Source organism: Marisediminitalea oceani (genome assembly GCF_003731635.1).
Classification (GTDB): Bacteria; Pseudomonadota; Gammaproteobacteria; order Enterobacterales; family Alteromonadaceae; genus Alteromonas; species Alteromonas oceani.
In genome coordinates, this window is the sequence record NZ_RCUA01000032.1 from 1 (window position 1) to 24,899 (window position 24,899).

Below are 24,899 nucleotides of genomic sequence, written 5' to 3' on the forward strand. Positions count from 1 at the left end.
AGGTTAGACTAACTACTTCTTTTGCATCCCACTCCCATGGTGTGACGGGCGGTGTGTACAAGGCCCGGGAACGTATTCACCGCAGTATGCTGACCTGCGATTACTAGCGATTCCGACTTCATGGAGTCGAGTTGCAGACTCCAATCCGGACTACGACATACTTTAAGGGGTCCGCTCCACATCACTGTCTCGCTTCCCTCTGTATATGCCATTGTAGCACGTGTGTAGCCCTACACGTAAGGGCCATGATGACTTGACGTCGTCCCCACCTTCCTCCGGTTTGTCACCGGCAGTCTCCTTAGAGTGCCCAACTAAATGCTGGCAACTAAGGACAAGGGTTGCGCTCGTTGCGGGACTTAACCCAACATCTCACGACACGAGCTGACGACAGCCATGCAGCACCTGTGTCAGAGTTCCCGAAGGCACCAATCCATCTCTGGAAAGTTCTCTGCATGTCAAGTGTAGGTAAGGTTCTTCGCGTTGCATCGAATTAAACCACATGCTCCACCGCTTGTGCGGGCCCCCGTCAATTCATTTGAGTTTTAACCTTGCGGCCGTACTCCCCAGGCGGTCTACTTAGCGCGTTAGCTTCGCTACTCACGAATTAAATTCACAAACAGCTAGTAGACAGCGTTTACGGTGTGGACTACCAGGGTATCTAATCCTGTTCGCTACCCACACTTTCGCACATGAGCGTCAGTCTTTGGCCAGGGAGCCGCCTTCGCCACTGATGTTCCTCCAGATATCTACGCATTTCACCGCTACACCTGGAATTCCACTCCCCTCTCCAAGACTCTAGTCTGCCAGTTCTAAATGACCATCCCAGGTTGAGCCCGGGGCTTTCACATCTAGCTTAACAAACCGCCTGCGTGCGCTTTACGCCCAGTAATTCCGATTAACGCTCGCACCCTCCGTATTACCGCGGCTGCTGGCACGGAGTTAGCCGGTGCTTCTTCTGTTGTTAACGTCACAGCTGGCAGGTATTAACTACCAACCTTTCCTCACAACTGAAAGTGCTTTACAACCCGAAGGCCTTCTTCACACACGCGGCATGGCTGCATCAGGGTTTCCCCCATTGTGCAATATTCCCCACTGCTGCCTCCCGTAGGAGTCTGGGCCGTGTCTCAGTCCCAGTGTGGCTGATCTTCCTCTCAGAACAGCTAGAGATCGTCGCCTTGGTAAGCCTTTACCTTACCAACTAGCTAATCTCACTTGGGCCTCTCTTCAGGTGCGAGCCGAAGCCCGCTTTGGTCCGTAGACGTTATGCGGTATTAGCAGTCGTTTCCAACTGTTATCCCCCTCCCGAAGGCAAGTTCCCAAGCATTACTCACCCGTCCGCCACTCGTCAGCGATTAGCAAGCTAATCCTGTTACCGTTCGACTTGCATGTGTTAGGCCTGCCGCCAGCGTTCAATCTGAGCCATGATCAAACTCTTCAATTAAATATCGAAATTTTGAATTGTCGTTGTTGACACTCTTAATGAGTGCCCACACAGATTGTCTTGTTATAAATTGTTAAAGAACAATGCAGAACGTCGTTCTGCTGCTTCAGCGTTCTTTCAGAACCTGCCGAAGCGGGATGCGTATAATACGCTGTTTAGTTTCGATGTCAATGCTTTTTCTTAATTTATTTTTTAAGTTTTTACGTTGATTGACGTCTTCGCTTATTGCTCTGTGTCCCTCGAAACTGGCGCGCATTCTACAGACCCGATTATTTTGATCAAGCCTTTTTTTGTCTTTTTAACGGTTTTTTGTCGAAATAGGTGTTAAGCGTCTATTTTTACAGCAAAAGGCATATGAAGAGTTATTCTTTTGTCTATATATGTGAATCAATATTGTTCATTTTGTTATAAATGAGTAAAATTTAGATAGCCGACACTTTTTTCTCATAACAATTATTAAGGTAGCATTATGAAAGTCAGCTTAATGCAGTGTTTTTTAGTCAGTCTTGTTCTGGCTGTTTTAGGATTTGTAATTACTCAACAGGTTTCATTTGAAGGGCAGGCACCTACCATGGTTGCTTTGTCTCTTTTGATTAGTGGTATTGTTACGCCATGGATAGCTTCTTTTATAGGGACTAATAAGCAAAGCCATTCTCAGACTTCTGCCCCCACCACTAATCACAGCGCCGACTCTTCGTCTGATAACGTTTCTACATTATATGTAGGTAACCTCCCGTACAAAGCCAATGAAGCAGCAGTAAAAGCTTACTTTGAAGATCACATTCGTATTCAATCGGTACGGTTAATGAAGGATAAGAAAACCGGTAAGCGTAAAGGATATGGTTTTATTGAAGTCATCGATGGTGACGTTGAGGCCATTATCGGTCAGTTTAATGATTCGGTATTTCAGGATCGTACTTTGAAGGTCCGACCGGCTAAAGACAAAGTCACTGACTAACCCATCTAAGCAGGCCCCTATTAAGGGGCCTTTTTTCTATTCAGCTTTAAGTGCGTTGATACGCCCATTAAATAAATGGAAGCGGTTTATCGCCGAAAGCACATCCGGCACGTGCACCTCTTTCATCTGATTAATAACACCGGTGACCAACTCTTTATATCCTTCACCGTCTTTTAACGTCGTATCGAGTAACTGATTTAATGACTTCAGCTCATCCATGTATTCTTTAATAGGACGCATGTATTTTTTAAGCTCTGATGAATCCCCATCACTGACTTCTTTATAAGCCGAGATCTTTTCGCTGACAACTTCACGACTGTTAAGCTTTAATGCAAAACCCGCCAGTTCTTTTTCGTCATATCCCAGATCCAGGGCTTTATCCAGCGCAATATCCAAATCTCCTTTAAAGAATGATTTGCTGACATCAGTAATTTGCTTAACCAAATCAGAGATTGCGCCGAGTTCATCATCGTCCAGTTCGCCCTGCACAGAAAAACTGATACCACGGTATTCTGAGAACTGCACATTCAGTGAGCGCTGGGCAACAACATCGCTTTGCGGCGCCGCAGGAGCATTAGCATCTCCATTACTATTTACTGACGACGTTATACGTTCGCTGGCACTGTACTGATACTGACGCGACTGACCAAAGTTGATTTCTACCTCGTCACCGTCTTTGGTGGTTATCTTTAACCCGCCTGACTGTGACTGGGCATACTGAGCAGATAACGATGCGCCCACTTCCATGGTACCGCGAAACGGCGATAGAACTTCTTTCTCGATGTTATCGATACCTTCGCCGATAGCTTCTTTACTGTTGCGAATACCATCGGTGATCTCCGGGTTCATAAACCCGGCCAGGTCTTTTTCTGCCAGCGCAATGCCCTTGGCCACTCCGGAGCGGGCCTGACCAAGCAGATCGGTAAGCTGTGCTTCATCTGCACCACTTTTCGCTGCACCACGCACAACACCGCCGACAAACTTCAGCACATTAGAAGCGACCTTCTCAAAGTCAAAGGCAGATTTGTTTTCCTCAGCCTTATCGAACTGTCGGTTATCGAAGCGTCTTTCGTTTAACACAACTTCCTGTTCCAGGGAGCTCACCAGTACGGTACTGCCCACCCGGGTTTGTGACACAGTCACTTGTGTTGCCTGACTACTTTGTTGAAACTCGCGTGCCTGACGCAAGCCTTCTTGTTGAAGCTGCTTTTTAAGGGCAACGTCAGGCTTTTCAACGGTCGCCTGGCCGCCTTTTGCAGCTGGAATTGAATCCACACTCATAATCTTATCCTCTCACACCTCACTAGTGTTATCGGCAGTTAATGAGGATTGTTTAATTTTAATACATAATTAGCTTAACGCCGCTACATTGGAAGTTTTTTGAAAAGTCTCTACAATGCCGCTGCAAATGCGGTACGGGGAACAAAATGAGCACAGCACCAACTACTACCATCACCTATCAGGACCAGCTTCAGGCAAAAGTCGACACCTTAACGTCGCTGCTGAGCCCTTTTTATAAACAAGCGTTGGATGTTTACCCGTCGCCGGAGCAACATTACCGCATGCGAAGTGAATTCCGCGTATGGCATGACGGTGATGACCTTTATTACATTATGTTTAATAAAGAAACCAAGACCCCCTACCGGGTAGATGAATTCCCGGCGGCTTCAGAAACCATTAATACGTTAATGCAACGTATTATTGAGCTGGTAAAGCCCAACGCTGTGCTGCGCAAAAAGTTGTTTCAGGTCGATTTTCTCAGCGGCTTATCGCAGGAGTGTGTAATCAGCCTGCTTTACCATCGCCAGTTAGATGACGAATGGCAGGCTCAGGCCGAAGCACTGCGCAGCGAATTGAATAAAGAGTTTAAGGTCAGCGTTATCGGCCGTGCCCGCAAACAAAAGATCATCCTTGGTGACGACTTTATTATTGAAGAGTTGCCCGCCGACGGAACAACCTACCAGTTTAAACATATCGAAAACAGCTTTACCCAACCTAATGCCTATGTGAATACCCATATGATTGAATGGGCGATTGCACAAAGCCAGGGGTTAACCGGCGATCTGCTGGAGCTTTACTGTGGCGCGGGAAATTTTTCTATTCCGCTGGCCGCGCACTTTAATCATGTAGTGGGCACAGAAATAGCAAAGCCTTCAGTGGAAGCAGCGCAGTTTAATATTGCAGTCAACCAGATTGATAATGTCCAGATAGCCCGGCTATCTGCTGAGGAGTTTGTTGAGGCATTAGCCGGTAAACGCCAGTTTGAACGGTTAAAAGGCATTGAGCTGGCTGAGCGGCAATTTAATACGGTGCTGGTAGATCCGCCTCGAGCGGGGCTGGATCCCGCCACCACACAAATGATCAGTCAGTTTGACAACATTATCTATATATCGTGTAACCCGCACACGCTGGTTGACAACCTTGAAGCGCTATCAGCAACCCATGAAGTAAGCAGGGCTGCCTTGTTTGATCAGTTCCCTTTCACCGAGCACATGGAATCAGGTGTGTTGCTCACCCGCAAAGCTTAAGACTTTTGTGTTTGCGCCTCTGGCATGGTTTGCCAGTAGGCCAGACTGCCCAGTTGAATAAACCGTAACTGGCGCTTAAGTCGGTCGCTGATGTCATTTTTCAAAATGGTGTCGGCTTCCAGGGCATCGGCGCCGGCACTAAACACCAGCCGTACCATGCTTTCTGCCTGTAACACGGCAATGTCATGGGGAATGCGCAGCTGTTCAATGATGTAGTCGCTCAGTTCGTCGGTGAAATGCTGAATTTCACGGGACACCGCCAGGCGATAAGCGGCCGACGTGCCGGTATGCTCACGCAGCAACAAACGAAAGACGTTACTGTTGGCAGAGATAAACTCCATAAAGGTATCCACCGACGTATCAATAACGCCCCCACCGGATGCAATCCGTCGCCGGGCCTGGCGCATTAACTGGCGCAAGGCTAGACCAGCTTCATCCACCAGGGTTAGCCCCAGTTCGTCCATATCCTTAAAGTGACGGTAAAAAGACGTTGGCGCAATGCCGGCTTCCCGGGCGACTTCCCGCAGGCTGATGGCCGACAGGGTGCGATTTTCGTTAAGTAACTGAAATGCCCCGGCTATTATATTTTGCCTGGTTTTTTGTTTTTGTTCCTGACGGCTCAACGACTGTCCCCGACTGATACCTATGGCTTATTCTTAAGACTAATCTTAACGGTATTTCCCTTGCGAAACACCTCTTTTAAAGCTAAATTAGCGTACAGTTGTAAGCTGAGATAGAAATCAATGAATAAGCCACGTTTAATCGTTACTAATGTGCTGGTCTTTGTGGTGACCGGACTTATCGCATTTGTAGGAGTTCCATTCTGGGCATTCTCATACGGATTTGATACCACTGAAATCATCACTACCGTGGTGCTGTTTTTTGTTACTGGCATGTCGATTACTGCCGGTTACCATCGCCTGTGGGCGCATAAAACCTACGAGGCTCATCCTGTTGTAAAAGTTTTCCTGGCCATTGGCGGCGCCATGGCACTACAAAACAGTATTTTGCACTGGTCGTCAGATCACCGGGTACACCATCGCCATGTTGATGTGAACGACAAAGACCCGTATTCGGCTAAAAAAGGTTTCTGGTTTTCACACATGGGCTGGATGCTGCGCGAGTATCAGGCCGAGAGTTATGGTGATTACCGTAACTGTAAGGATTTGCTCAAAGATAAAGTGGTTATGTGGCAACATAATCACTATCTGGCTATCGTGCTAGCTGCAAACTTTGGTATTACGGCATTACTTGGCTGGATCAATGGTGATGTTCTGAGCATGATTCTGATTGCCGGTGTATTCCGCCTCGTAATGGTTCACCATGTAACCTTCTTTATCAATTCCCTGGCGCACATCTGGGGCAGCCGTCCCTACACCGATACTAACACCGCCCGGGACAACGGCGTTATCGCACTGTTCACCTTTGGTGAGGGGTACCATAACTACCATCATATCTTTGAATATGATTACCGCAACGGTATTAAGTGGTACCAGTACGATCCAACCAAATGGTTAATTAAAGGGCTTTCTTACGTGGGGTTAACCAAAAACCTGCGTACCTGCCCCGAAGAGCGTATTGAAAAAGCACGTCTGGCGATGCAATTAAAATATGCCAGCCAGAAGGTGTCTAAACTGCCTAACGCAGAAGAAGTGATGCAAACCCTGCAACACGAATATGACGTGCTGATGCAGAAGATGACCGACTACTACACCACTAAAAAGCGTATTATGGCGTTGCGCAAAAAGCACCTGCTGAAAAGCATGGAGCGGCTTGAGCTGGACTTTAAATACAAAGAGCTTAAGCAATCCTTACTATTGCAAAAAGAAAAGTGGCTTAAGCTGAGCCAGATGGAATTTGCTTTTAGTTAATCTATTATCCGCGTTACCCGTGGTGGGTTTATGCCCACCACGCACTTTCTGTGCGTTATACTTTCCGCTAACTTCTTTCTTCCTGACTTGATCTTTCCCAATCTTCGTCAAAACTTATTCCTGTAGCCCCCAATATTTATTTCAACGCAAAACTGCACGGAATATGAATACAGTCAGGAGGTGAGGGAAAGTGAATGAACGAGCTGTTTGAGTTTAGCGCAGAGGAAGATACCGCAGGCCCATCACAAAAAAACTGGGTAGTGTTAAGTGTAGAGGATAACCAGCCCTATCAGGACGTACTGGAATCCGCTTTACAAGAAGTGGCCTTTGAAGGGCGAAAAATAGAGCTATTACGTGCTTCTTCTGCGGCATCTGCGGCAACTATCTTATCCAAGCGACAGGACATCAGCCTGATCCTGCTCGATATTGTCATGGAAACTGACGACGCCGGTTTTTACCTTATCGACACCATACGCAACGTTATTGGCGACGAACTGGTACGCATAGTGGTGCTTACCGGCCAGCCTGGCGTTAAACCCCACGACAAAGCCATTAACGAATACAACATTTCTGAGTACTGGAACAAAACCGACCTGAGCGCGGATAAACTCAAGAGCGTTGTTGTCAGCAATCTAAGAACCTGGCAAATATCCCAGGAACTCCAAATAGCCCGGCGTGGGTTGCAAATGATTGTTGACGCATCACGCTCGCTCACTGCCAGGCAGGATACCTCAGAGTTTGCACACACGGTGTTAGAGGAAATTGCCCGGGTTATTAATGTGCCAAATACCGGCGGCATCGTTTGCATAGTCAAAACGGGCATCGAAAGTTTGCAGCTCGCCCCCATTGTGGCAGCAAGTAGTCACTTTCGAGAATTGATTGATGCCAGGCTCGAAAATGTCTTTAGTGTTTACGACGAAGACAGAAAGCAACGGGTAGAAAAAGCTATATTTGAGGCGTGGCAAACACAACAACACATCTTTGAGAACGACTTTACCCTGCTGTTTTTTGATACCAGCGAGCACGATGAGAAACAGTACCTGATGCTGGTTGACTCGCCGCATGCGTTGGATAGCAATCACCTCAACTTATTGCAGGCATTTGCCGAAAATATCAGTTCTGGCTTTGTTAATCAGGCGCTGATGAACAAGCTTAGTCAGTTAGCCTACCTCGACACACCCACCGGTATCCATAACTTTAACTGGCTGGCGAGAGAACTGGGGCAGCAATCTACCTATCATATTAATAACAGTTCCTTAGTACTGTTCCGGTTACTTAATTACGAGACGGCAGAGATGATCGCAGGGCATGATTATGCCACCAAAATGTTTAAGGCATTCTGCTTATTCATTAACGAGCAGCTCCCTAAGCATTACCTGCTAGCCGTGTGGGACAGAGAAACCGTTGCCCTGGTTTTTACCCTCGACAACAAACCAGGCGAGGATAAGCTCAAAACCATTCGTAACACCACCATGGAAATGGATGAACTGGATATCCAGTTACAATTCCAGGTAGGCGCAATGGATTTTAAAGATACCCAGTCTTTAAGCCTTGCCGAAGTGCTTGTATTGGCCAATACAGCACTGGGCAAAGCTCGTAGTTCAGGCGTAGATGTTTATAACTTTGACTATGCGCTTATTCAGCGACTCGCCAATCGTATGCGTATTCTCACTGCATTAAAGAAAGCGCTGACTACCAGAGAATCGTTCTTTTTGGTACTTCAACCCAAAGTTAATCTGGCAACGGGCAAGCCGGTTGGCTTTGAGGCTTTGCTGCGCTGGCGCATGGAAGACAATACCCTGTGCCCGCCATCAGAGTTTATTCCCATTGCCGAGGCCTCAGGCCTGAGCCTCGAAATTTCTGAGATGGTGTTGGCAAAAACCATTGAAGTGATTCAACGCTTACAAGCCGAGGGTTACTCGCTACCGGTTTCGTTTAACCTCGCCAACAGCGATGTGGTGAGCCCGATTATTTTTAACGAAATTAACCGCTGCATCGATGAACACGAAATTGATGCATCCTTACTGGATATCGAAGTCACCGAAACTCAAGCCACCGAAGATTACACGGTTATAAATCCTTTGCTCCGTTCTTTTATCGATAAAGGCGTAGGCGTGAGCATTGACGATTTTGGTACCGGTTATTCCTCGCTATCGCAGCTGGCCGATTTAGCCGCAACCACCATTAAACTCGACCAGAAATTTGTAAACGATCTTACCGCTGAGAATAAAGACAAGGCCCTGCACATAGTGCAGATGATTGCCCGCCTTGCCGAGCGTTTTGCCTTTAAGCTTATTGCCGAAGGCGTAGAGACTGAGGAGCAGCGACAGCTGTTAATGGACAACGGATATCAGCATGCTCAGGGGTATTATTTTGCCAAACCCATGCCGATGGACGAGCTGTTAGACTGGCTGGCTAAAACTTAACCTGAATAAGAAGGAAGTACCTTGTTTATACCGGCCCGTTGGCGATACCTGTGGTTATTTTTTGTTGTGCTGGTGTGTGGACTGGTATTTCGCCTGGCTTTTGTTGATCGCCTTAATGAATTAAAACAGCCTTATGAAATTCGCCAGAGCGCGCTTATCGACCAGGCAGCCCTGCTGATTAATACCCGCCTCAGTCTGGTAGAAACGCAAATCCGATTATTTCGTCACGAACTTGAGTTACTCAAACCCACACAAGCTGAGCTTGAGCCTGCCATGATCTCCATGTTTAAGCTTTACAGTGACACTCTGCAGGTTCGCTGGATTGACGAACAAGGCTTTGAGCAGGTCAGACTCAATAAAACTGCAGACAATAACGTAGTGGCAGTACTCACCGACGAGTTGCAAAACAAACGGAACCGCTACTATGTTGAGGCCGGCCTCGCACTGGCTGACGATGAAGTATTTATTTCTCAAATTGACCTCAATGTGGAGCAAGGCAAGGTAGAGCGACCATTTCAACCCACTTTACGTGGTGTAATTAAGGCCAGCTTAGCAAGCATGGGCGATGGCCTGTTGGTCATTAATTTTGATTTACGCTCATTACTGAATGAAGTGGCGGCTCTTAGTGAAACTAACATTCAGTTATTGGTAGCTGCCGGTGAAGACCGCTGGATAGTTCACCCGGATAATAGCCAGCTCTGGCGCAGCGACCTTAACCTGGAAGCGACGGGTATTGAGACGGACCTGCCGAAATTAGTGAAGTTAATAGAGGATGACGGACTCGCGCAGGGCGCTGAAGATAACAATCAACTTTATGCCGCGCAGCGTATCGAATCGCCTTATCAAAGCGAATCCAGCTTGCAGGATATTGTCGTCATCACTCAAACCGCTCCCTTGGTGCTAAGTAGCCTTAAAAATCAGGCACTGCTTCGGGCTGCGTTACTGGCGATTGCCACGGGCATTGCAGGTATGATTTTGCTTACCTTGTACTCGCGGCACCTACGTGAAGTTAACGAACTGAGTGTGAAACTGGAGCATGAACGCGACAATCTTAAAACCACACTGGAGCGGCAGTCTTCGCTTATTAATGAACTGGCCGAAACCAAAAAGCTGTCATCGTTGAGCATTATGGTGGCGGGCCTTGCCCATGAGCTGAATACCCCGGTGGGAGCGACTCAGTTGGCACTCTCCAGTCAGGCGTCGTTACTGGATAATTTGATAGAAAATAAGAACACCGGCCTGACCAAATCGGCATTCGACAACTACCTGGAGCAGTCTGGTAAATCCTTGCAACAGGCTCAGCGTAATAATCAGCGGGCTATCGAGTTGATCCAGAGTTTTAAACGCCTTACTTTCGAACGGGCCAATAATGAACTCAATACATTTAATGTGGCCCAGCACCTTGATGACCTCTGCAAGTCGATGCACGGCATGCTGCACAAGCAAAACATAAGGCTCGAAAATAAGCTTCCAAACCATATCACCCTTACCGGTTATGCCGGCGCGTTTAGTCAGATAGTGCAGATTATTATTAGCAATGCTATCGATCATGCGTTTGAGAATATGGCCGGGGCATGCCTGGAATTAAGCTGTGATTACCGTGGTCGTGATGTGGTGGTGACTATCCGCGACAACGGCAAAGGCATTAAGGCTGATGAGCTACCACATATTTTTGAGCCCTTTGTTACCTCCAAACGGCAACAGGAACACACCGGGCTGGGTTTGCATATGGCCCGGGTCTGGATTGAACAGGCTTTTTCCGGTGATATTAAGGTTGAATCATCACCTGGCGTGGGTACCACTTTTGAGCTGACATTCCGTTCGGCGCGCAAACTGGCAGAGCAAATAGCCAAAGATAAGATCCCGGAAAACCCATTTACCTGAAGAGAGACCCCTTCAGGGCGATAGTCCGGCAGAAAATCCTAAACATATCAGTATTTTTTGCTACTATAATTTTGATATCTCCCACTCATTCACTTAACGCAAGTTGAACAGCGCACAATTATGACAACCAAAAAGAAAACAGCTAAACCCAACTATCAATTTGATGCGATCGTTATTGGTACCGGTCCTGGTGGTGAAGGTGCTGCAATGCAGCTGGCCAAGGCAGGCAAACGGGTCGCAGTAATAGAGAAATATCATGCAGTGGGTGGAGGCTGTACGCACTGGGGAACCATCCCGTCAAAGGCGTTACGGCATTCGGTGAGTCGTTTAATTGAATATAACAACACGCCGTTATTCGCCGATAATCACGTATCCCGCAGTCTGACCTTTTCCGACATTATGAAACATGCCAGCGGCGTTATTCGTAGTCAGACCCGGCTTCGTTCTACTTTTTACGACCGCAACAGAGTCACGTTGATTCATGGCGAAGCGAGTTTTATTGATGCTCACACCATTGAAATCACCCGCAACGATGGCTCTAAAGAAATTATCACCGGCGAAAAAACCGCTATTGCTACCGGTTCCCGCCCCTATTGTCCCAAGGACATCGACTTTAACCATCCGAGAATTTATAACTCGGATACCATTTTAAACCTCGACCATGAACCGCAGTCCATCATTATCTATGGTGCCGGGGTTATCGGTACTGAATACGCGTCGATATTCCGTGGGTTGGGCGTAAAAGTCGACCTGGTGAATATGCGCGATCGGTTGTTGTCTTTTCTTGATGCCGAGATTTCTGACGCCCTGAGCTATCACTTATGGAATAACGGCGTGGTGATCCGCCATACCGAAACCTACAGCTCAGTTGAAGGCAGAGAAGACTCGGTTATCCTGAACCTGGAATCCGGAAAACGGATGCGCGCCGACTGCCTGCTGTTTGCAAACGGTAGAACCGGTAACACCGATATGCTCAAGCTGGAAAACATCGGTCTGAAAGCCGATTCTCGTGGCCAGCTTAAAGTTAACCACAATTATCAGACCGAGGTAGATAACATTTATGCCATCGGTGATGTAATTGGCTACCCCAGTCTGGCATCAGCCGCTTATAACCAGGGTCGCTTCGCTGCTGAAGCCATGTTGCACGGCAACGCTAATGCGCAGTTGGTTGAAGATATTCCCACCGGCATCTATACCATTCCGGAAATTAGCTCGGTGGGTAAAAATGAGCAGGAGCTCACCCAGCTTAAGATCCCTTACGAAGTAGGCCGTGCTCAGTTTAAACATCTGGCCAGAGCACAGATTGCATCCACTCAGGTAGGCAGCTTAAAAATTCTGTTTCACCGTGAGACCAAAGAAGTGCTGGGTATTCACTGCTTTGGTGAACGTGCTTCGGAGATTGTTCACATCGGCCAGGCGATTATGCAGCAACAGGGTGCCAGTAACACTATTGAGTATTTCATCAATACCACGTTTAACTACCCCACCATGGCAGAAGCCTATCGGGTCGCTGCACTCAACGGTTTAAACCGGGTATTTACTGATTAATTATCAGGCCCTTAAACGAAAAAAACCGGAGATAAACTCCGGTTTTTTTTATTCAGTCAATGCTGAAGGCTATTTCTGCTCGGTGGCGTTACGCACTAACAGTGCGTCTCTGTGAGCGACGATATCGATAGTCATTTCTTCGACATTAAAAGTCATAGTTGCCATCGCGTACTTGCTGCTGTTGGTATCAGCAGCTTCAACAATAGTTTGTTGAGCAGCCTGGAAGTCCATGTTGTTGCTGATTTTATCAACCATACATGTACTATTAATTTCAAACGTCTGCGCATCCATACAAGAAAATGCTTTATCGTTACCGGTGTCAGCATGCGCCACACTAGCTCCAGCAAGCAACAGTGATGCTAATACAACTTTACGCATGAGATAATCTCCTTTTGTTAACGATAATTTTACTTTACTGTATTTTTGTCCAATTAGCAAACGCTAAATCACAGCTATATGACAGTAATATTACAGTGAGTGTAACAAAGCAAAAAAATTTCGATAATTGCGTTTAGTCTGCTCTTCTTTCGGCCAGAAACTCTACCAGGCTGGTAAATGGCATGGGGCGACCAAACAGATATCCCTGAGCTTCATCACAGCCGAGCTTGATCATAAAGCTCGCCTGCTCGCGTTTTTCAATGCCTTCGGCAATGGTGGTAAGGCCTAGTTTACTGCCGAGAGTCACAATGGTCTCAGCAATGAAGGCGGTTTCGCCGGGACGGATTTCGGCCACAAAGGAGCGGTCTACCTTAAGCCGATCCAGAGGTAACTTTTGCAGGTAACTCATAGACGAAAAGCCGGTACCAAAATCATCAATGGCGATGGTAACGCCAAATTGTTTCAGGTCGGTGAGTGCATCGATGACGATTTGTGGTTCATCCATCACCACACTCTCAGTAATTTCGAGCTCAAGCAAACTGGGGCTGATACCAGATTCGGTAATTAAACGTTTGATGCTTTTAACAAACTGCGGATCCCTGAACTGCGGAATCGACACATTTACCGCTACCCGTAAGTTCGGATAACCCAGATTCGCCAGTTCCTGCAGACGTTTACAAGACTCCTCAACAACCCAGTAGCCAATATCAACGATCAGCCCTGAATATTCGGCCAGAGGCACAAACTCAGCCGGTGAAATAAAGCCGCCGTTACCATCGGGCCAGCGCAATAAGCCTTCCATGCCAATCACTTTTTCGCTGGAAAGGTCGACCTGCGGCTGAAACCAGAGCTCCAGTTTGCGGGCAGTAAAATCGTTGCGCAGGCGACGGATCATATGCAGTCGCCAGGTAGTTTGCTCTTCGATTTCCGGAGCAAAATACTCAAAGTTAGTGGTAGGGATTTTCTTGGCCCGGTTTAGTGCAATATTGGTTCGCTTGAGAATATCCACGCCGGCTTCCGGCTTACGCCCCAGCAGACACAAACCAATAGTGACATTCAGTGGCATGGTGTTATCACCGGCACTGAAGGGCTGCTGAAAAGCCTGATTAATGAGTGCCGGAGTCACCTCCTCAGCTTTACCAAACAGACCAAACACGTCTGCTGCTATTCGGCTTTTCTTAACTTCTGCACCAAAGCAGTTATTTAACCGCTGCGCTACGGCTTTCAGAAGTTCGTTACCGGCTTCCTGCCCTAATCCGTCGTTGATATCTGAAAACTGGTTAATATCAATTAACGCTGCGCAGAGCTGCTCCTGGGTGTGGTAGTTTTTTGAGTGGTCGAGAATATTAATAAATTCGTTACGGTTGGGTAGCCGTGTAAGCCAGTCTCTGAAGGCAGCGTTTCTGAGCTCATGAAACAGATACACGTTTTCATAACCTACAGAAATGCTCGACAGGAACACTTCCAGCAGTTGTTTATCCAATTCGCTGATTTCACTGTGCAGGTTTAAGTACACAGCGGCTTCAAAGCCTGAGCTATTTAAATAAAGCACAGATACGCCGGCTTCAAAGATATGCTTCTTAAGCCGTAAACAGCGGCTGACATGCTCTACTATCAGGGCATTATGCAATGACTCGATACGTTCGTTAATGTAGGTGGCGTAATCGCCGGCCGCGCCGAGCACGTAAACGCCATCATCGTCGCGGTCGAGCACGGACCCCGCCCGGGCACACACAATGCCTTCGGCTTCGAGCCCTACCATCGAGCTGATTTGAGTAACGATCCCCTCACAAAATCCTTTGATGGAATGTTCTTCCAGCAGATTGGAGGCTGAGTGGATGATTTTTTGTAACCCAATCCGGCTTTGATTAATGGTCAGAATTTGCTGATATGACCGTACCGAAGAAATGACAGTGGTAAGCAGTTTTGCCCGGGTCAACTCTGTTTTGGTTTTGTAGTCATTAATATCATAGGTTTTAATGACTTCTTCTTCAGGGGCAAAACCTGGCTGGCCGGTACGCAGAATTATGCGCGGTTCATGGTGGTTCAGTGTTTCACGCAGATAGCGTACTACTGTCAGGCCGGCGTCATCGGTTTCCATCACTACATCGAGCAAAATAATAGCAATGCTGCTGCCGTATTCATCGAGTATGATTTTGGCTTCTTTGCCGGAATAGGCATGGAGAAAATTTAACGTGCGGTCGTGAACTTCAAGATCGGATAAGGCCAGGCGGGTAACGGTATGGATTTCTTCATCATCATCAACGATCAAGATATTCCATTCTCTTTTATTGCTCTGTTCTAATTCCTGATGGGTGTCTTCATCAAGAAATACCAGCTCGTCGTTATCGTATTCCGCGGACATCTTGTTTACGTTGTGACCAATATTATTAGTATCCTACCCCTAATATAGACCTTTGCATAGTAAACTTCCTATACACTAAAGTCGAAACAGGGTATTTTTAGTTATGTGTTTATGGCGAATGTTATGAGATGAAAATACCCACGCACACATCAGCCACGCAGTGGACCAGCGCTACCGGTAAGGAACGTAAAGTCCCCAAGCCTGCCAGTGAAGAAACTTCATCCGCCAAACGCCGCTCCACACAGCATAGTAGTTCAACTCAACACCGCATAACTCATTGGTTTTCATCCATCGGCATTGAGCAATCGGCGCTGGATTACTCCACTCAGCCGTCCCGGCAAATAGCGCAGTATCAACGCCTGCGTGAACAAAAACGACTGGCTAACCTGCAAAAGATTATGTCGGTAGCTTTATCCGTATCCAGCGGTGAGCAGTCTCAGGAGCAGATCGACCCGGACTGGTTTCATTCGTTTATTTCCATGGCTGAAAATATTTACTCGCCTACCATGCAGGAATTGTGGGGCAAGATTCTGGCAGTGGAGGTGCAGCGGCCTGGCAGCTTTTCGCTGCGGAGTCTGGAAACGCTGACAAAACTCACCCAACGAGATGCGGGGTTATTCAGCAAGGCCTGCCAGTTAGCCTGCCGGCGCAACAACGACCCTGCACCAATTATTATTACCGGATACCATCAACAACCCGGTTTACTTAATGCCCTGTTTCCGGCCCCGGCAGCACAAACCCAACTGGCTCAGTTTGGCTTGTCTTACACTGATATTCTGGCACTGGGCAGCATGAAATTATTGTATGCAACCGAAATAGAAAGCGGTCTGCTGGACAAGGGAACATCCATGGCACTGAAGTTTTCAACGCAAAGTTTGACGTTAGAAGCGCGAAGTAAGCAATTGCTGATGACGTATTATAAATTTACTTCGGTGGGCAGTGAGTTGGCACGCTTGTTACCAAAACAAAAGTCTGAGGCGTTTACTGCGCATATTAAATCGCTGTTTACCCCACATTTCAGTGTGGAGTAAACAACCATTTTTTCAGATACCGTCACCGAATTCGTGCAGGCCGCATTCGCGTTTAAGCCCGAAGAAACGGGTATCCTGCTCGCTCATCCCTTCCTGCAATGACTGGGTGGTATGCCAGTCACCAATGGAAACATAACCCTGCTCCCATAGTGGATGGTAAGACAAGCCATTATCTTTAAGGTAATAATGCAGGTCTTTATTCGACCAGTCGATAATCGGATACAGCTTAAACTGGTTGCCAGAGCGCTGCAGTACGGGCAAATGCTGACGCGTATCAGCCTGGCTACGACGCAATCCGGCAAACCAGGTTTGTGCCTCAAGCTCTTTTAACGCCCGTTGCATAGGCTCAACTTTGTTCATCTTGTTGTAACGCTCAATACCGTCGATGCCCTGCTCCCACAAGCGGCCGAAACGCGCCTCTTGCCAGGCGGGTGAGATATCGCTGCGATACACCTTTAAGTTGAGCTTGAGCTGCTCTGCCAGTTCGTCGACAAACTGGTACGTTTCCGGAAACAGATAACCGGTATCGGTTAACACAACCGGAATATCAGGCTTTGCCTGGGTAAGTAAATGCAGCATAACAGCAGACTGCGCGCCAAAGCTTGACGACACAATATGGTTACCCGGCAAATACTCCAAGGCCCACCGGATACGTGCTGACGCATCCAGTGTTTCCAGCACCTGATTGATCGCCGCCAGTTCCTCGTCAGTAGTATCAGAGGTAACCGGTCGACGAATCGATTGAAGATCGTGATCAGTCATAAAAATCCTGAGCGGAGTTGATCACCGGGGCAATCACGCCTGTGCGCACTACGAAATCGCCGAATGACTCATTCGCTTCACGCGAGCCGGCCCACTGGCCAAGAAGCTCATCGAGAATAGTCATGATTTCCTGCTCGGTGATGTTTTCTTTAAACATACGAGGAATACGGGTCCCTTCGCGGTTACCACCTAAGTGCAGGTTGTAACGGCCCGGGCCTTTACCTACCAAACCGACTTCAGCCAGCATGGCGCGACCACAACCATTCGGACAACCGGTTACCCGGAAGATCACGCTGTCGTCGCTTAGACCGTGCTTAGCCATTAACTCGTCGAGCAGGTCTACTGCACCGGGTAGGAAGCGCTCGGCTTCCGCCATTGCCAGCGGACAGGTTGGTAACGCTACACAAGCCATGGAATCTAAACGCTGTGCCGATACGTCAGGCTGAATTAAACCGTGCTCTCTGGCCAGCGCTTCAATAGCCTCTTTCTGATCGGCTGGTACGCCCGCCACAATCAGGTTCTGGTTAGCCGTCATGCGGAAATCACCTTTATGGATTTTGGCAATTTCGCGGCAACCGGTTTTCAGGGTCTTATTCGGATAATCCAGGATCCGGCCGTTTTCGATAAACAGCGTTAAGTGGAATTTACCGTCGATGCCTTCTACCCAGCCAATGCGATCGCCACGGCTGGTGAATTCATAAGGCTTGCTTTCAGCAAAGGTAACACCGGCACGCTTTTCGACTTCAGCGCGGAAGTTATCCACACCAACACGCTCAAGGGTATACTTGGTTTTCGCATTTTTACGATTCACCCGGTTACCCCAGTCACGCTGAGTGGTTACCACGGCTTCAGCAACCGCCAGCGTATGCTCTAACGGGATAAAACCAAAATCGTCGGCCTTACGCGGGAAGGTGGTTTTGTCGCCATGAGTCATGGCCAGGCCACCGCCCACTAATACGTTAAAGCCCACCAGCTTGCCGTTTTCGGCAATGGCCACAAAGTTGAGGTCGTTAGCGTGAACGTCTACGTCGTTTTGCGGCGGAATAACCACGGTGGTTTTAAACTTACGGGGTAAGTAGGTATCACCCAGGATTGGCTCCTGATCGGTGGTTTCTACTTTCTCACCATTTAGCCAAATCTCAGCGTAGGCGCGAGTTTTAGGCAGTAAATGCTCACTAATCTTAGTGGCCCAGTCGTAAGCCTGCTGATGTACTTCCGATTCAACCGGATTAGAGGTACACAGCACGTTACGGTTAACGTCACCCGCGGTAGCGATTGAGTCAATCCCTACAGAATTAAGGGTTTGGTGCATCAGCTTGATATTTGGCTTTAACACGCCGTGAAACTGAAACGTCTGACGGGTTGTTAAACGAATACTGCCGTACATGGTGTACTCATCGGCAAACTTGTCGATGGCCAGCCACTGCTCAGGGTTACACACACCACCCGGTAAACGGGCACGCAGCATTACGTTATGCAATGGCTCTAGTTTTTGCTTGGTACGCTCAGCGCGGATGTCACGGTCGTCCTGCTGATACATACCGTGAAAGCGGATCAGCTGAAAGTTATCGGCGGTAAAGCCACCGGTTAACGGATCCTTGAGATCCTGCTCGATGGTGCCGCGCAGATGACGACTCTCTGCCTTAAGGCGTTCGTTGTCGGCCAGTTTGCCTTCAACAATAAAAGGAGACTTAGTATCGCTCATTAGTAGACATCCTTCTGATATCGTTTTGCTTTGCGCAGTGACAGTAAGTAAGCCTTAGCTTCTTCGTCACTCTTACCACCGTGGGTCCTGAAGATTTCAAGCAGCGCACTTTCAACATCTTTGGCCATTTGGTTAGCATCGCCACACACATACAGGTGAGCGCCTTCTTCTAACCACTGGTAAACGTCCTTGCCTTCTTCAAGCAAGCGATGCTGAACATAAATTTTGTCTTTCTGATCACGCGAGAAGGCCAGGCTGATTTTGCTCAGCAGGCCACTTTTCACGTAGCCCTGCCACTCAAGCTGATACAGGAAGTCCTGAGTAAAGTGAGGGTTGCCAAAGAACAACCAGTTCTTCCCTTCGGCGCCCTGGGCATCACGTTCCTGCATAAATGAGCGGAACGGTGCAATACCGGTACCCGGACCAATCATGATCACCGGCGTATCCGGATTTTCCGGCAGTCGGAAGTTATCGTTTGGCTCAACAAACACTTCTACTTCACCGCCTTCTTCAAGACGCTCACACAGATAGCCTGATGCGCCGCCCTGATGACGATTACCAAAGGCATCGTAATCAACGTGGGCAATGGTTAAATGCACTTCGTCTTCTACTTCTGACTGGCTTGATGCAATCGAGTACAGACGCGGCGTTAACGGACGACAAGCTGCCACAAACTGCTCAGCCGTAACCGGATGCGGATGGTCACGAACAATATCGATAATCTGGCGATCGGCCAGATAGTCACGCAGCGCAGCTTTGTCTTCCAGCAACTTCGCTAATGCTTCACAGCCGGAGGCTTCCTGATACGCCTTTACAAAACCCGGATAACTCAGGGTAAGCTCCAGTTTATTGATCAGCGCTTCTTTAAACGACAGCGTGTGTTCGGCAACGGTGACTTCCTGATCGGCAGAGGCCTGGATCAGAGTGATAATCTCGTCGGCCAGTGCTGCATCGTTCTTAAACCAAATGCCCAATGCGTCACCGGCCTGATAAGTAATACCAGAATCTTCCAGGCTGATTTCGATGTGACGGATATCTTTAACCGAATCACGGCCCGTAATTTTTTGCGAGGTTAATAAGGTTGCCTGATAAGGCGCTTTCTTAGTGTATACCTGCGCCGCAGTGCCGGCGGCGACTGCAGAACCAGTTTGCATGGCAACGGCGGCAGAACCAGCTGAAGTGAAATCGTCTTTTAACGTTTCGATCAGTTTGGCAACCCAGGCCTCGGCTTCAGCTTCATAATCCACATCGCAGTCTACGCGAGGCACAACCAGCTTACCGCCCAGCTTCGCCAGACGCTCGTCGAAATCTTTGCCGGTTTGGCAGAAGAATTCATAGCTTGAATCACCCAGCGACAACACTGCGTATTTCAGCTTATCAACTTTAGGGGCTTTCTTAGTGCCAAGGAACTCATGTAACTCAATGGCATCATCAGGCGGCTCGCCTTCACCATGGGTACTGGCCACAATGGCCAGGTGAGTTTCATTTTTAATCTGGCGCGGTTTGTAATCGGCCATGCTGATTAATTTGCTGGAGTAACCTGCCGCTTCAACCTTTGCCTGTAACGACTGGGCAATGCCCTTTGCGTTACCGGTTTGAGAGCCGAATAAAATGGTTAATACCGGCGCTTCTCCGGCCGCCGCTGGCACGGCTGCAGCCTGCCCTTGCGGTAACGCTTGTCCGGACGCTGCCAGACCCGCCAGGTAACCACTTACCCAGGTTAATTGCTGTGCGCTCAGCCCAGAGATCGACTGGGTGATCGCATTCCATTGCGGTTCACTCAGAATTGCTCCCGGTGCACCGACTGAAGTGTTTTGGTTGTTAGAATTTGCTGACATAACTCATTAGCCTTATTTGCATACTACTAGGCTAATGAGTTTTCTTGATAACTGGAAAGAATTAAAATTACTTTTTTATATCTTAAAATACTAGAAGTGAATTTCAAGACCGGCAAAGACGCCGTCGAAGCCCAGATCGGCGTAGATATCGTCCAGATCTTCAATGTCTACAGTGATGTCGCGATAGCCTACCTGTAAGGTCATATCGATAGCTAAATTCTCGACAAAAGAGTAAGTTAGCGCAGCCTGAATGTCACGAACCTCGTGATCATCAAAGCTCAGATAGCTACCTTCAGCGTAAACACCTAAGCCTGTGAATGGCAGGCCAAACTCCACTCGGCTGTAGGCCATTGGAATAATACCTTTAAACGATGCCTCACCACTTTCGCCGCTATCAACGTCTTCAACATAAAATGTGCCGTCGATATATTTGCCGTTAACACCAATATCAAAGCTAACCAGATCGTTATCGAAGATCTCGTAATACAGAATAAGGTCGGCGCTATCGATGCTCGCGTCGGTTAATAACGACGTGTTGGCTTCGTATACAGTGCCTTCAAATTCGAAGGCCGCATTCAGATTAGTTACACCGTCGGTATCCAGTTGCAGGTAGTTAACTTTTACATTAGGAACCAGCGGTACAAAGTGTTCAAACGCAACGTATACAGATGCATTGGTGGTGCTGTCAAAATCAAAATCAGCCGTGTTAGAGGTTTCTGAGAAACCGCCCGAAGTTGAAGTGTTCCATCCCTGAGCGCCAGCGTAGAGCCCAAGCAGCGTATCTGCGTGAGTGGCAGGGGCAAGACATAACGCCCCAAGAGCGGCGGCAATGACACGTTTTTTCATCGTTTATCCTTGATTGAGTAATTCAGACAACTCAATTATGGCTGCATTTGCACGAGAAATATAGTTCGCCATTACTAACGAGTGATTAGCTAACATACCAAAGCCACTGCCATTAAGAATCATCGGGCTCCAGATAGTCTGTTGAGTTGCTTCTAACTCTTTGATTATCTGTTGTAAACTCACTAACGCGTTCTTGTTTTCCAGAACACTGGCAAAGTCTACTTCAATGGCTTTCAGCAGATGTAAAAGTGCCCAGGTAGACCCTCTGGCTTCATAAAATACATTATCCAGTTGCCACCAGCTGGTACGGGTTTGAATCGAGTTGGGGCGCGGTGTGCTGTTAGACGCCGACTTATCACCGGCCAGATCGGTATTTACCCGCTCGGCCTCAACACTGGCGCTGAGTCGCTGTGACAAACTGCCAAGCTTTTTCTCAACCTGTTTTAAATACTCACGAAGGTTATCGGCACGGGTATAAAACTGGCTGTCGCCAAGCGTGGGATCGGCCAGATCGTCACGATACTGCCCCAGATATTCAATGGCTTCTGAGTACTGTGACTCAGCCGAAGGAAACAGCCAGTTGCGGCTGTCGATGTTGAATTTTGGCTGCGCTTTTACCAGATGCGGATTCTCAACCGACTGCGACTGAGAGCGGCTAAAATCCTTACGCATGGATAACGACATGTCCCGAACCATTTCCAGTACCCCGAATTCCCAGCTGGGCATGTTGTCGAGGAATACGGAAGGCGGCATTACGTCGTTTGATAAGTAGCCGCCCGGTTTATCCATGAGGGTATCGGCAACAGTAATTAATGTGGTTGTAACGGTATAGCCTGGCACCGGTTGCGCATTGGTGCTGCTCATTTGCGCTCTGGCATTAGCTCTAACGTCGAAAGTATCGGGTTCGAAACTCCAGTAAAAACCAACCAGCCAAAGAAGCAGAAACAAAACACCTACGGTAATACTAATGGTTTTTACATTTAAATACTGTTTCATAGTTTTCCTTGTTTGCGATTGGCCTTTCAGGTGAACAACCTGCCATACATTCAAAGTATGGCTCATTATGCTAAGTTGTTCATCTCTGAAAGTAAATCCACGGTAGTTGGTAGAGGCTGGCGAAGGGGGAATCAGGCTGTTGCGTTATTTGACTTCCCTACCAGCATTACAATGGCAACGATTAACAATACCGGCCAGAACACACCCAGTCCGGCAAACACCAGTCCGCCAAGTACCGCAATGGCGGCGATGCCCAGGGCAGCGGCAATGCTCATGGCGACCACAAAGCCAATAACCACTAACAGTACACCAACTCCGGCCATAATTATCCATTCCAGCGTACCACTTACCAGTTCGTCACCCATGACCAGGTGTAAATCAAACCAGTCGGATGCCACACCGCCCAAAACCTTGGTCAGCACGATGGCAATCAGGATGGCAAGAATAAAGTTTTTCATTATGCTCTCCTTGGTAACAGGATCACCGCCGCAACATAAGCAGGCAGAGTAATCATTGGCATGAACACTAAACCTAAAGCGGCACCGGCGCGAACCCAAACCGGATCGATGTCAGCATAGCGGGCTACACCAGCACACACACCTGAAATAACAGCCCGACCTAAATCTCTTGATACACGTTTTTTTTCATAAATAGTTTTCATAACCTTACTCCTGCTTGAATGACCTGGTTGGTTGCGAGGCCCGCACAGTGCGGGCCATCATGCGTTTACGCGACTTTTTTCGCTTTTAACGCAGCCAGTTCCTGCTCGATTGATTCGTCTTTTTCCAGGGCGTCGAACTCAGCCTGTAGTGAGCTTTTTGAAGCGCTGTCGGTTAAATCGTATGCTTCAACCCGTGCTTCCAGTTCATCTACCCGTTGTTCATAGTGATCAAAACGGCCCATCACACTATCTAACTTGTCACTGTGCGTTGCCTGTTTAGCCTGCATTCTTACTGAGGCAGACTGACGACGAACTGCCAGCGCTTTTTGCTTGGCTTTGGCTTCGTTTAACTTCTCGTTTAAACGGCCGGTATCGTCCTGCACTTTCAACAGAGCTTCATCGATTACCTGTAACTGCTCCTGCAGTTCGGCTTGTTTTGCTTCCAGCTCTTTCTTTTCTTTCAGCGCTGCACGAGCCAAATCATCTTTACCTTTACTGACTGCCAGCTCCGCATTTTCCTGCCAGTGAGCGGCGCGTTTTTCCAGGTTATCAATCTGGCGGTTAAGGTGCTTTTGCTCAGCAATATGCTGTGCAGCCAGCGTACGGATCTCCACCAGGGTTTCCTGCATTTCCTGAATAATCAGGCGGATCATTTTTTCAGGATCCTCTGCCTTATCCAGCAGCGCGTTGATGTTAGACTGAATGATGTCGTTGATACGTGTGAACATTCCCATAATTAAATCTCCGATTGGCGAAACGTTTTTAAAAAGTTACTTAACACTTGCTTAGATATAACAATTCGCATGCCAACTTATAAGCCATTGATTAAAAAGGGATAAAATTAATCCGCACGTTTTTCACAGTGAATATCGCGATATCAAAACCACATATTGGCATAATTGACTAACGGCTTAGCCTAATTGACCAAACCCCCTAATCTAACCCCATTTAAGGCGTTTAAATCATCAATTAACCACACCAGTCGGCGTATAAGAGAGCTTCAGAGCAGCGATGTGATGGGTTCATTATGGTAAAACGTGCACAAGGACGCACAGAGACTGGAGGATTCGCAAAGATTAGAAGGGGAAAAGCAGTGCAAAAAAAACAGGTAACGTTTTTACGGTTACCTGTGCCTTCGAATTTGCCTTAGTAAGACATGGGGTCTTATGTTTCTGACCCTTTGTACGTAGCTTTGTATCGCGGATGTCACCAGAGCGCAGAGGCCTATGCTGACTATCGGCAGAAGGACTACGTAACTGGCGAGTAGTGCATGGCTGAACATCATAGCCAGTGCCGCCTGTTACTCGCTATCAGCCTGGTTGTTGTTCTGCTCAGTATTGGCAGCCAGTTCCTGTACAGAGACTTTACCTACCGGCGCATCAGACAGAGATACATGGTAAGTGGCATTGGCAATGTTTTGCTGAACTTCACGGCTAATTTCGGCCTGAGTTACTGATACTGCGCTGGAGATCAGGCTACTCATTAAACGCTCTACTGCTGATTCCTGGGCATTTGCCTGAGCACTTACAGACAGACCTAAAGCAACGACTGAAGTAATGATGATTGATTTGATTTTCATGGTGTTTCCTCTATTTAGTTAAACAAGTGATTTGTTACACACTAGATAGCGAAACCTGTGCCATTCTTTCAAAAAATTTTAA

At 47.8% G+C, this 24,899-nt stretch carries 20 protein-coding genes and 1 rRNA gene; 7 read left to right on the plus strand and 14 right to left on the minus strand.

Features of this window, described 5'->3' with window-relative positions; genetic code table 11:
• A 16S ribosomal RNA gene (locus D9T21_RS09425) occupies positions 1–1,441 on the minus strand; the annotation flags it as partial.
• 469 nt (positions 1,442–1,910) lie between these two features.
• Between D9T21_RS09425 and D9T21_RS09430 the strand changes: the two genes are divergently transcribed.
• Positions 1,911–2,399 (plus strand): RNA recognition motif domain-containing protein, encoded by a 489-nt coding sequence (locus tag D9T21_RS09430; RefSeq protein ID WP_123324723.1) that lies wholly within the window; start codon positions 1,911–1,913, stop codon positions 2,397–2,399.
• Between the two features lie 36 nt (positions 2,400–2,435).
• On the opposite strand, the gene D9T21_RS09435 is transcribed toward D9T21_RS09430, so the two are convergent.
• On the minus strand, positions 2,436–3,680 hold the full coding sequence (locus D9T21_RS09435) for a DUF5610 domain-containing protein (protein WP_123324724.1): 1,245 nt from the start codon (positions 3,678–3,680) through the stop codon (positions 2,436–2,438).
• A gap of 146 nt (positions 3,681–3,826) precedes the next feature.
• Here D9T21_RS09435 and trmA point away from each other — a divergent pair, with 146 nt between their 5' ends.
• Entirely contained in the window at positions 3,827–4,927 is a 1,101-nt protein-coding gene (gene trmA / locus D9T21_RS09440; protein WP_123324725.1) for a tRNA (uridine(54)-C5)-methyltransferase TrmA, read from the plus strand.
• On the opposite strand, the gene fabR is transcribed toward trmA, so the two are convergent.
• A complete protein-coding gene (gene fabR / locus D9T21_RS09445) occupies positions 4,924–5,550 on the minus strand; it encodes an HTH-type transcriptional repressor FabR (RefSeq protein ID WP_105933307.1) in 627 nt (208 codons plus the stop codon). The two genes, trmA and fabR, sit on opposite strands and share 4 nt — an antisense overlap.
• A gap of 120 nt (positions 5,551–5,670) precedes the next feature.
• Here fabR and D9T21_RS09450 point away from each other — a divergent pair, with 120 nt between their 5' ends.
• The 4 genes from D9T21_RS09450 to sthA all read left to right on the plus strand — a co-directional run bounded on the left by D9T21_RS09450 (position 5,671) and on the right by sthA (position 12,656).
• Positions 5,671–6,798 carry an acyl-CoA desaturase gene (locus D9T21_RS09450; RefSeq protein WP_123324726.1) on the plus strand — a complete coding sequence of 376 codons (1,128 nt, stop codon included), beginning with the start codon at positions 5,671–5,673 and terminating at the stop codon, positions 6,796–6,798.
• A gap of 194 nt (positions 6,799–6,992) precedes the next feature.
• On the plus strand, positions 6,993–9,224 hold the full coding sequence (locus tag D9T21_RS09455; protein WP_123324727.1) for an EAL domain-containing protein: 2,232 nt from the start codon (positions 6,993–6,995) through the stop codon (positions 9,222–9,224).
• Positions 9,225–9,245: 21 nt separating this feature from the next.
• Positions 9,246–11,108 (plus strand): sensor histidine kinase, encoded by a 1,863-nt coding sequence (locus tag D9T21_RS09460; RefSeq protein WP_123324728.1) that lies wholly within the window; start codon positions 9,246–9,248, stop codon positions 11,106–11,108.
• Between the two features lie 120 nt (positions 11,109–11,228).
• Complete coding sequence (gene sthA / locus D9T21_RS09465) at positions 11,229–12,656, plus strand: Si-specific NAD(P)(+) transhydrogenase (RefSeq protein WP_123324729.1); 1,428 nt, start codon at positions 11,229–11,231, stop codon at positions 12,654–12,656.
• 69 nt (positions 12,657–12,725) lie between these two features.
• Here the strand turns inward: sthA and D9T21_RS09470 are convergent, their stop codons facing one another.
• Both D9T21_RS09470 and D9T21_RS09475 read right to left on the minus strand, forming a co-directional pair.
• Positions 12,726–13,034, minus strand: a complete 309-nt coding sequence (locus tag D9T21_RS09470; protein WP_123324730.1) for a pyridine nucleotide transhydrogenase — start codon at positions 13,032–13,034, stop codon at positions 12,726–12,728.
• A 133-nt stretch (positions 13,035–13,167) separates the two neighbouring features.
• Positions 13,168–15,399 carry a bifunctional diguanylate cyclase/phosphodiesterase gene (locus tag D9T21_RS09475; RefSeq protein ID WP_123324731.1) on the minus strand — a complete coding sequence of 744 codons (2,232 nt, stop codon included), beginning with the start codon at positions 15,397–15,399 and terminating at the stop codon, positions 13,168–13,170.
• 128 nt (positions 15,400–15,527) lie between these two features.
• Here D9T21_RS09475 and D9T21_RS09480 point away from each other — a divergent pair, with 128 nt between their 5' ends.
• Positions 15,528–16,430: a TIGR03899 family protein gene (locus D9T21_RS09480; RefSeq protein WP_123324732.1), complete on the plus strand. Its 903-nt coding sequence runs from the start codon at positions 15,528–15,530 to the stop codon at positions 16,428–16,430.
• 12 nt (positions 16,431–16,442) lie between these two features.
• Here the strand turns inward: D9T21_RS09480 and D9T21_RS09485 are convergent, their stop codons facing one another.
• The 9 genes from D9T21_RS09485 to D9T21_RS09525 all read right to left on the minus strand — a co-directional run bounded on the left by D9T21_RS09485 (position 16,443) and on the right by D9T21_RS09525 (position 24,817).
• Positions 16,443–17,192 carry a phosphoadenylyl-sulfate reductase gene (locus D9T21_RS09485; protein WP_123324733.1) on the minus strand — a complete coding sequence of 250 codons (750 nt, stop codon included), beginning with the start codon at positions 17,190–17,192 and terminating at the stop codon, positions 16,443–16,445.
• Positions 17,185–18,897, minus strand: a complete 1,713-nt coding sequence (cysI, locus tag D9T21_RS09490; RefSeq protein ID WP_123324734.1) for an assimilatory sulfite reductase (NADPH) hemoprotein subunit — start codon at positions 18,895–18,897, stop codon at positions 17,185–17,187. The genes D9T21_RS09485 and cysI overlap by 8 nt, the downstream gene beginning before the upstream one ends.
• A complete protein-coding gene (locus D9T21_RS09495) occupies positions 18,897–20,735 on the minus strand; it encodes an assimilatory sulfite reductase (NADPH) flavoprotein subunit (protein ID WP_123324735.1) in 1,839 nt (612 codons plus the stop codon). The genes cysI and D9T21_RS09495 overlap by 1 nt, the downstream gene beginning before the upstream one ends.
• A gap of 90 nt (positions 20,736–20,825) precedes the next feature.
• Positions 20,826–21,581, minus strand: coding sequence for a TIGR04219 family outer membrane beta-barrel protein (locus D9T21_RS09500; protein ID WP_123324736.1), 756 nt, complete (start codon positions 21,579–21,581; stop codon positions 20,826–20,828).
• A 3-nt stretch (positions 21,582–21,584) separates the two neighbouring features.
• Positions 21,585–22,577 carry a DUF2333 family protein gene (locus D9T21_RS09505; RefSeq protein ID WP_123324737.1) on the minus strand — a complete coding sequence of 331 codons (993 nt, stop codon included), beginning with the start codon at positions 22,575–22,577 and terminating at the stop codon, positions 21,585–21,587.
• Between the two features lie 131 nt (positions 22,578–22,708).
• Complete coding sequence (locus D9T21_RS09510) at positions 22,709–23,035, minus strand: hypothetical protein (RefSeq protein WP_105933320.1); 327 nt, start codon at positions 23,033–23,035, stop codon at positions 22,709–22,711.
• Positions 23,035–23,238, minus strand: a complete 204-nt coding sequence (locus tag D9T21_RS09515) for a PspC domain-containing protein (protein WP_123324738.1) — start codon at positions 23,236–23,238, stop codon at positions 23,035–23,037. Before D9T21_RS09515 ends, D9T21_RS09510 begins: the two co-directional genes overlap by 1 nt.
• Before the next feature lie 65 nt (positions 23,239–23,303).
• Positions 23,304–23,972, minus strand: a complete 669-nt coding sequence (pspA, locus tag D9T21_RS09520) for a phage shock protein PspA (RefSeq protein ID WP_123324739.1) — start codon at positions 23,970–23,972, stop codon at positions 23,304–23,306.
• Positions 23,973–24,538: 566 nt separating this feature from the next.
• Positions 24,539–24,817, minus strand: coding sequence for a hypothetical protein (locus tag D9T21_RS09525; RefSeq protein WP_123324740.1), 279 nt, complete (start codon positions 24,815–24,817; stop codon positions 24,539–24,541).
• Positions 24,818–24,899 lie beyond the last annotated feature (82 nt).

Coding starts and splice junctions, on each gene's coding strand:
- D9T21_RS09430 (WP_123324723.1), top strand. CDS start 1,911: ATGAAAGTCAGCTTAATGCAGTGTTTTTTAGTCAGTCTTGTTCTGGCT.
- D9T21_RS09435 (WP_123324724.1), bottom strand. CDS start 3,680: ATGAGTGTGGATTCAATTCCAGCTGCAAAAGGCGGCCAGGCGACCGTT.
- trmA (WP_123324725.1), top strand. CDS start 3,827: ATGAGCACAGCACCAACTACTACCATCACCTATCAGGACCAGCTTCAG.
- D9T21_RS09450 (WP_123324726.1), top strand. CDS start 5,671: ATGAATAAGCCACGTTTAATCGTTACTAATGTGCTGGTCTTTGTGGTG.
- D9T21_RS09455 (WP_123324727.1), top strand. CDS start 6,993: ATGAACGAGCTGTTTGAGTTTAGCGCAGAGGAAGATACCGCAGGCCCA.
- sthA (WP_123324729.1), top strand. CDS start 11,229: ATGACAACCAAAAAGAAAACAGCTAAACCCAACTATCAATTTGATGCG.
- D9T21_RS09470 (WP_123324730.1), bottom strand. CDS start 13,034: ATGCGTAAAGTTGTATTAGCATCACTGTTGCTTGCTGGAGCTAGTGTG.
- D9T21_RS09475 (WP_123324731.1), bottom strand. CDS start 15,399: ATGTCCGCGGAATACGATAACGACGAGCTGGTATTTCTTGATGAAGAC.
- D9T21_RS09480 (WP_123324732.1), top strand. CDS start 15,528: ATGAAAATACCCACGCACACATCAGCCACGCAGTGGACCAGCGCTACC.
- D9T21_RS09485 (WP_123324733.1), bottom strand. CDS start 17,192: ATGACTGATCACGATCTTCAATCGATTCGTCGACCGGTTACCTCTGAT.
- cysI (WP_123324734.1), bottom strand. CDS start 18,897: ATGAGCGATACTAAGTCTCCTTTTATTGTTGAAGGCAAACTGGCCGAC.
- D9T21_RS09495 (WP_123324735.1), bottom strand. CDS start 20,735: ATGTCAGCAAATTCTAACAACCAAAACACTTCAGTCGGTGCACCGGGA.
- D9T21_RS09500 (WP_123324736.1), bottom strand. CDS start 21,581: ATGAAAAAACGTGTCATTGCCGCCGCTCTTGGGGCGTTATGTCTTGCC.
- D9T21_RS09505 (WP_123324737.1), bottom strand. CDS start 22,577: ATGAAACAGTATTTAAATGTAAAAACCATTAGTATTACCGTAGGTGTT.
- D9T21_RS09510 (WP_105933320.1), bottom strand. CDS start 23,035: ATGAAAAACTTTATTCTTGCCATCCTGATTGCCATCGTGCTGACCAAG.
- D9T21_RS09515 (WP_123324738.1), bottom strand. CDS start 23,238: ATGAAAACTATTTATGAAAAAAAACGTGTATCAAGAGATTTAGGTCGG.
- pspA (WP_123324739.1), bottom strand. CDS start 23,972: ATGGGAATGTTCACACGTATCAACGACATCATTCAGTCTAACATCAAC.
- D9T21_RS09525 (WP_123324740.1), bottom strand. CDS start 24,817: ATGAAAATCAAATCAATCATCATTACTTCAGTCGTTGCTTTAGGTCTG.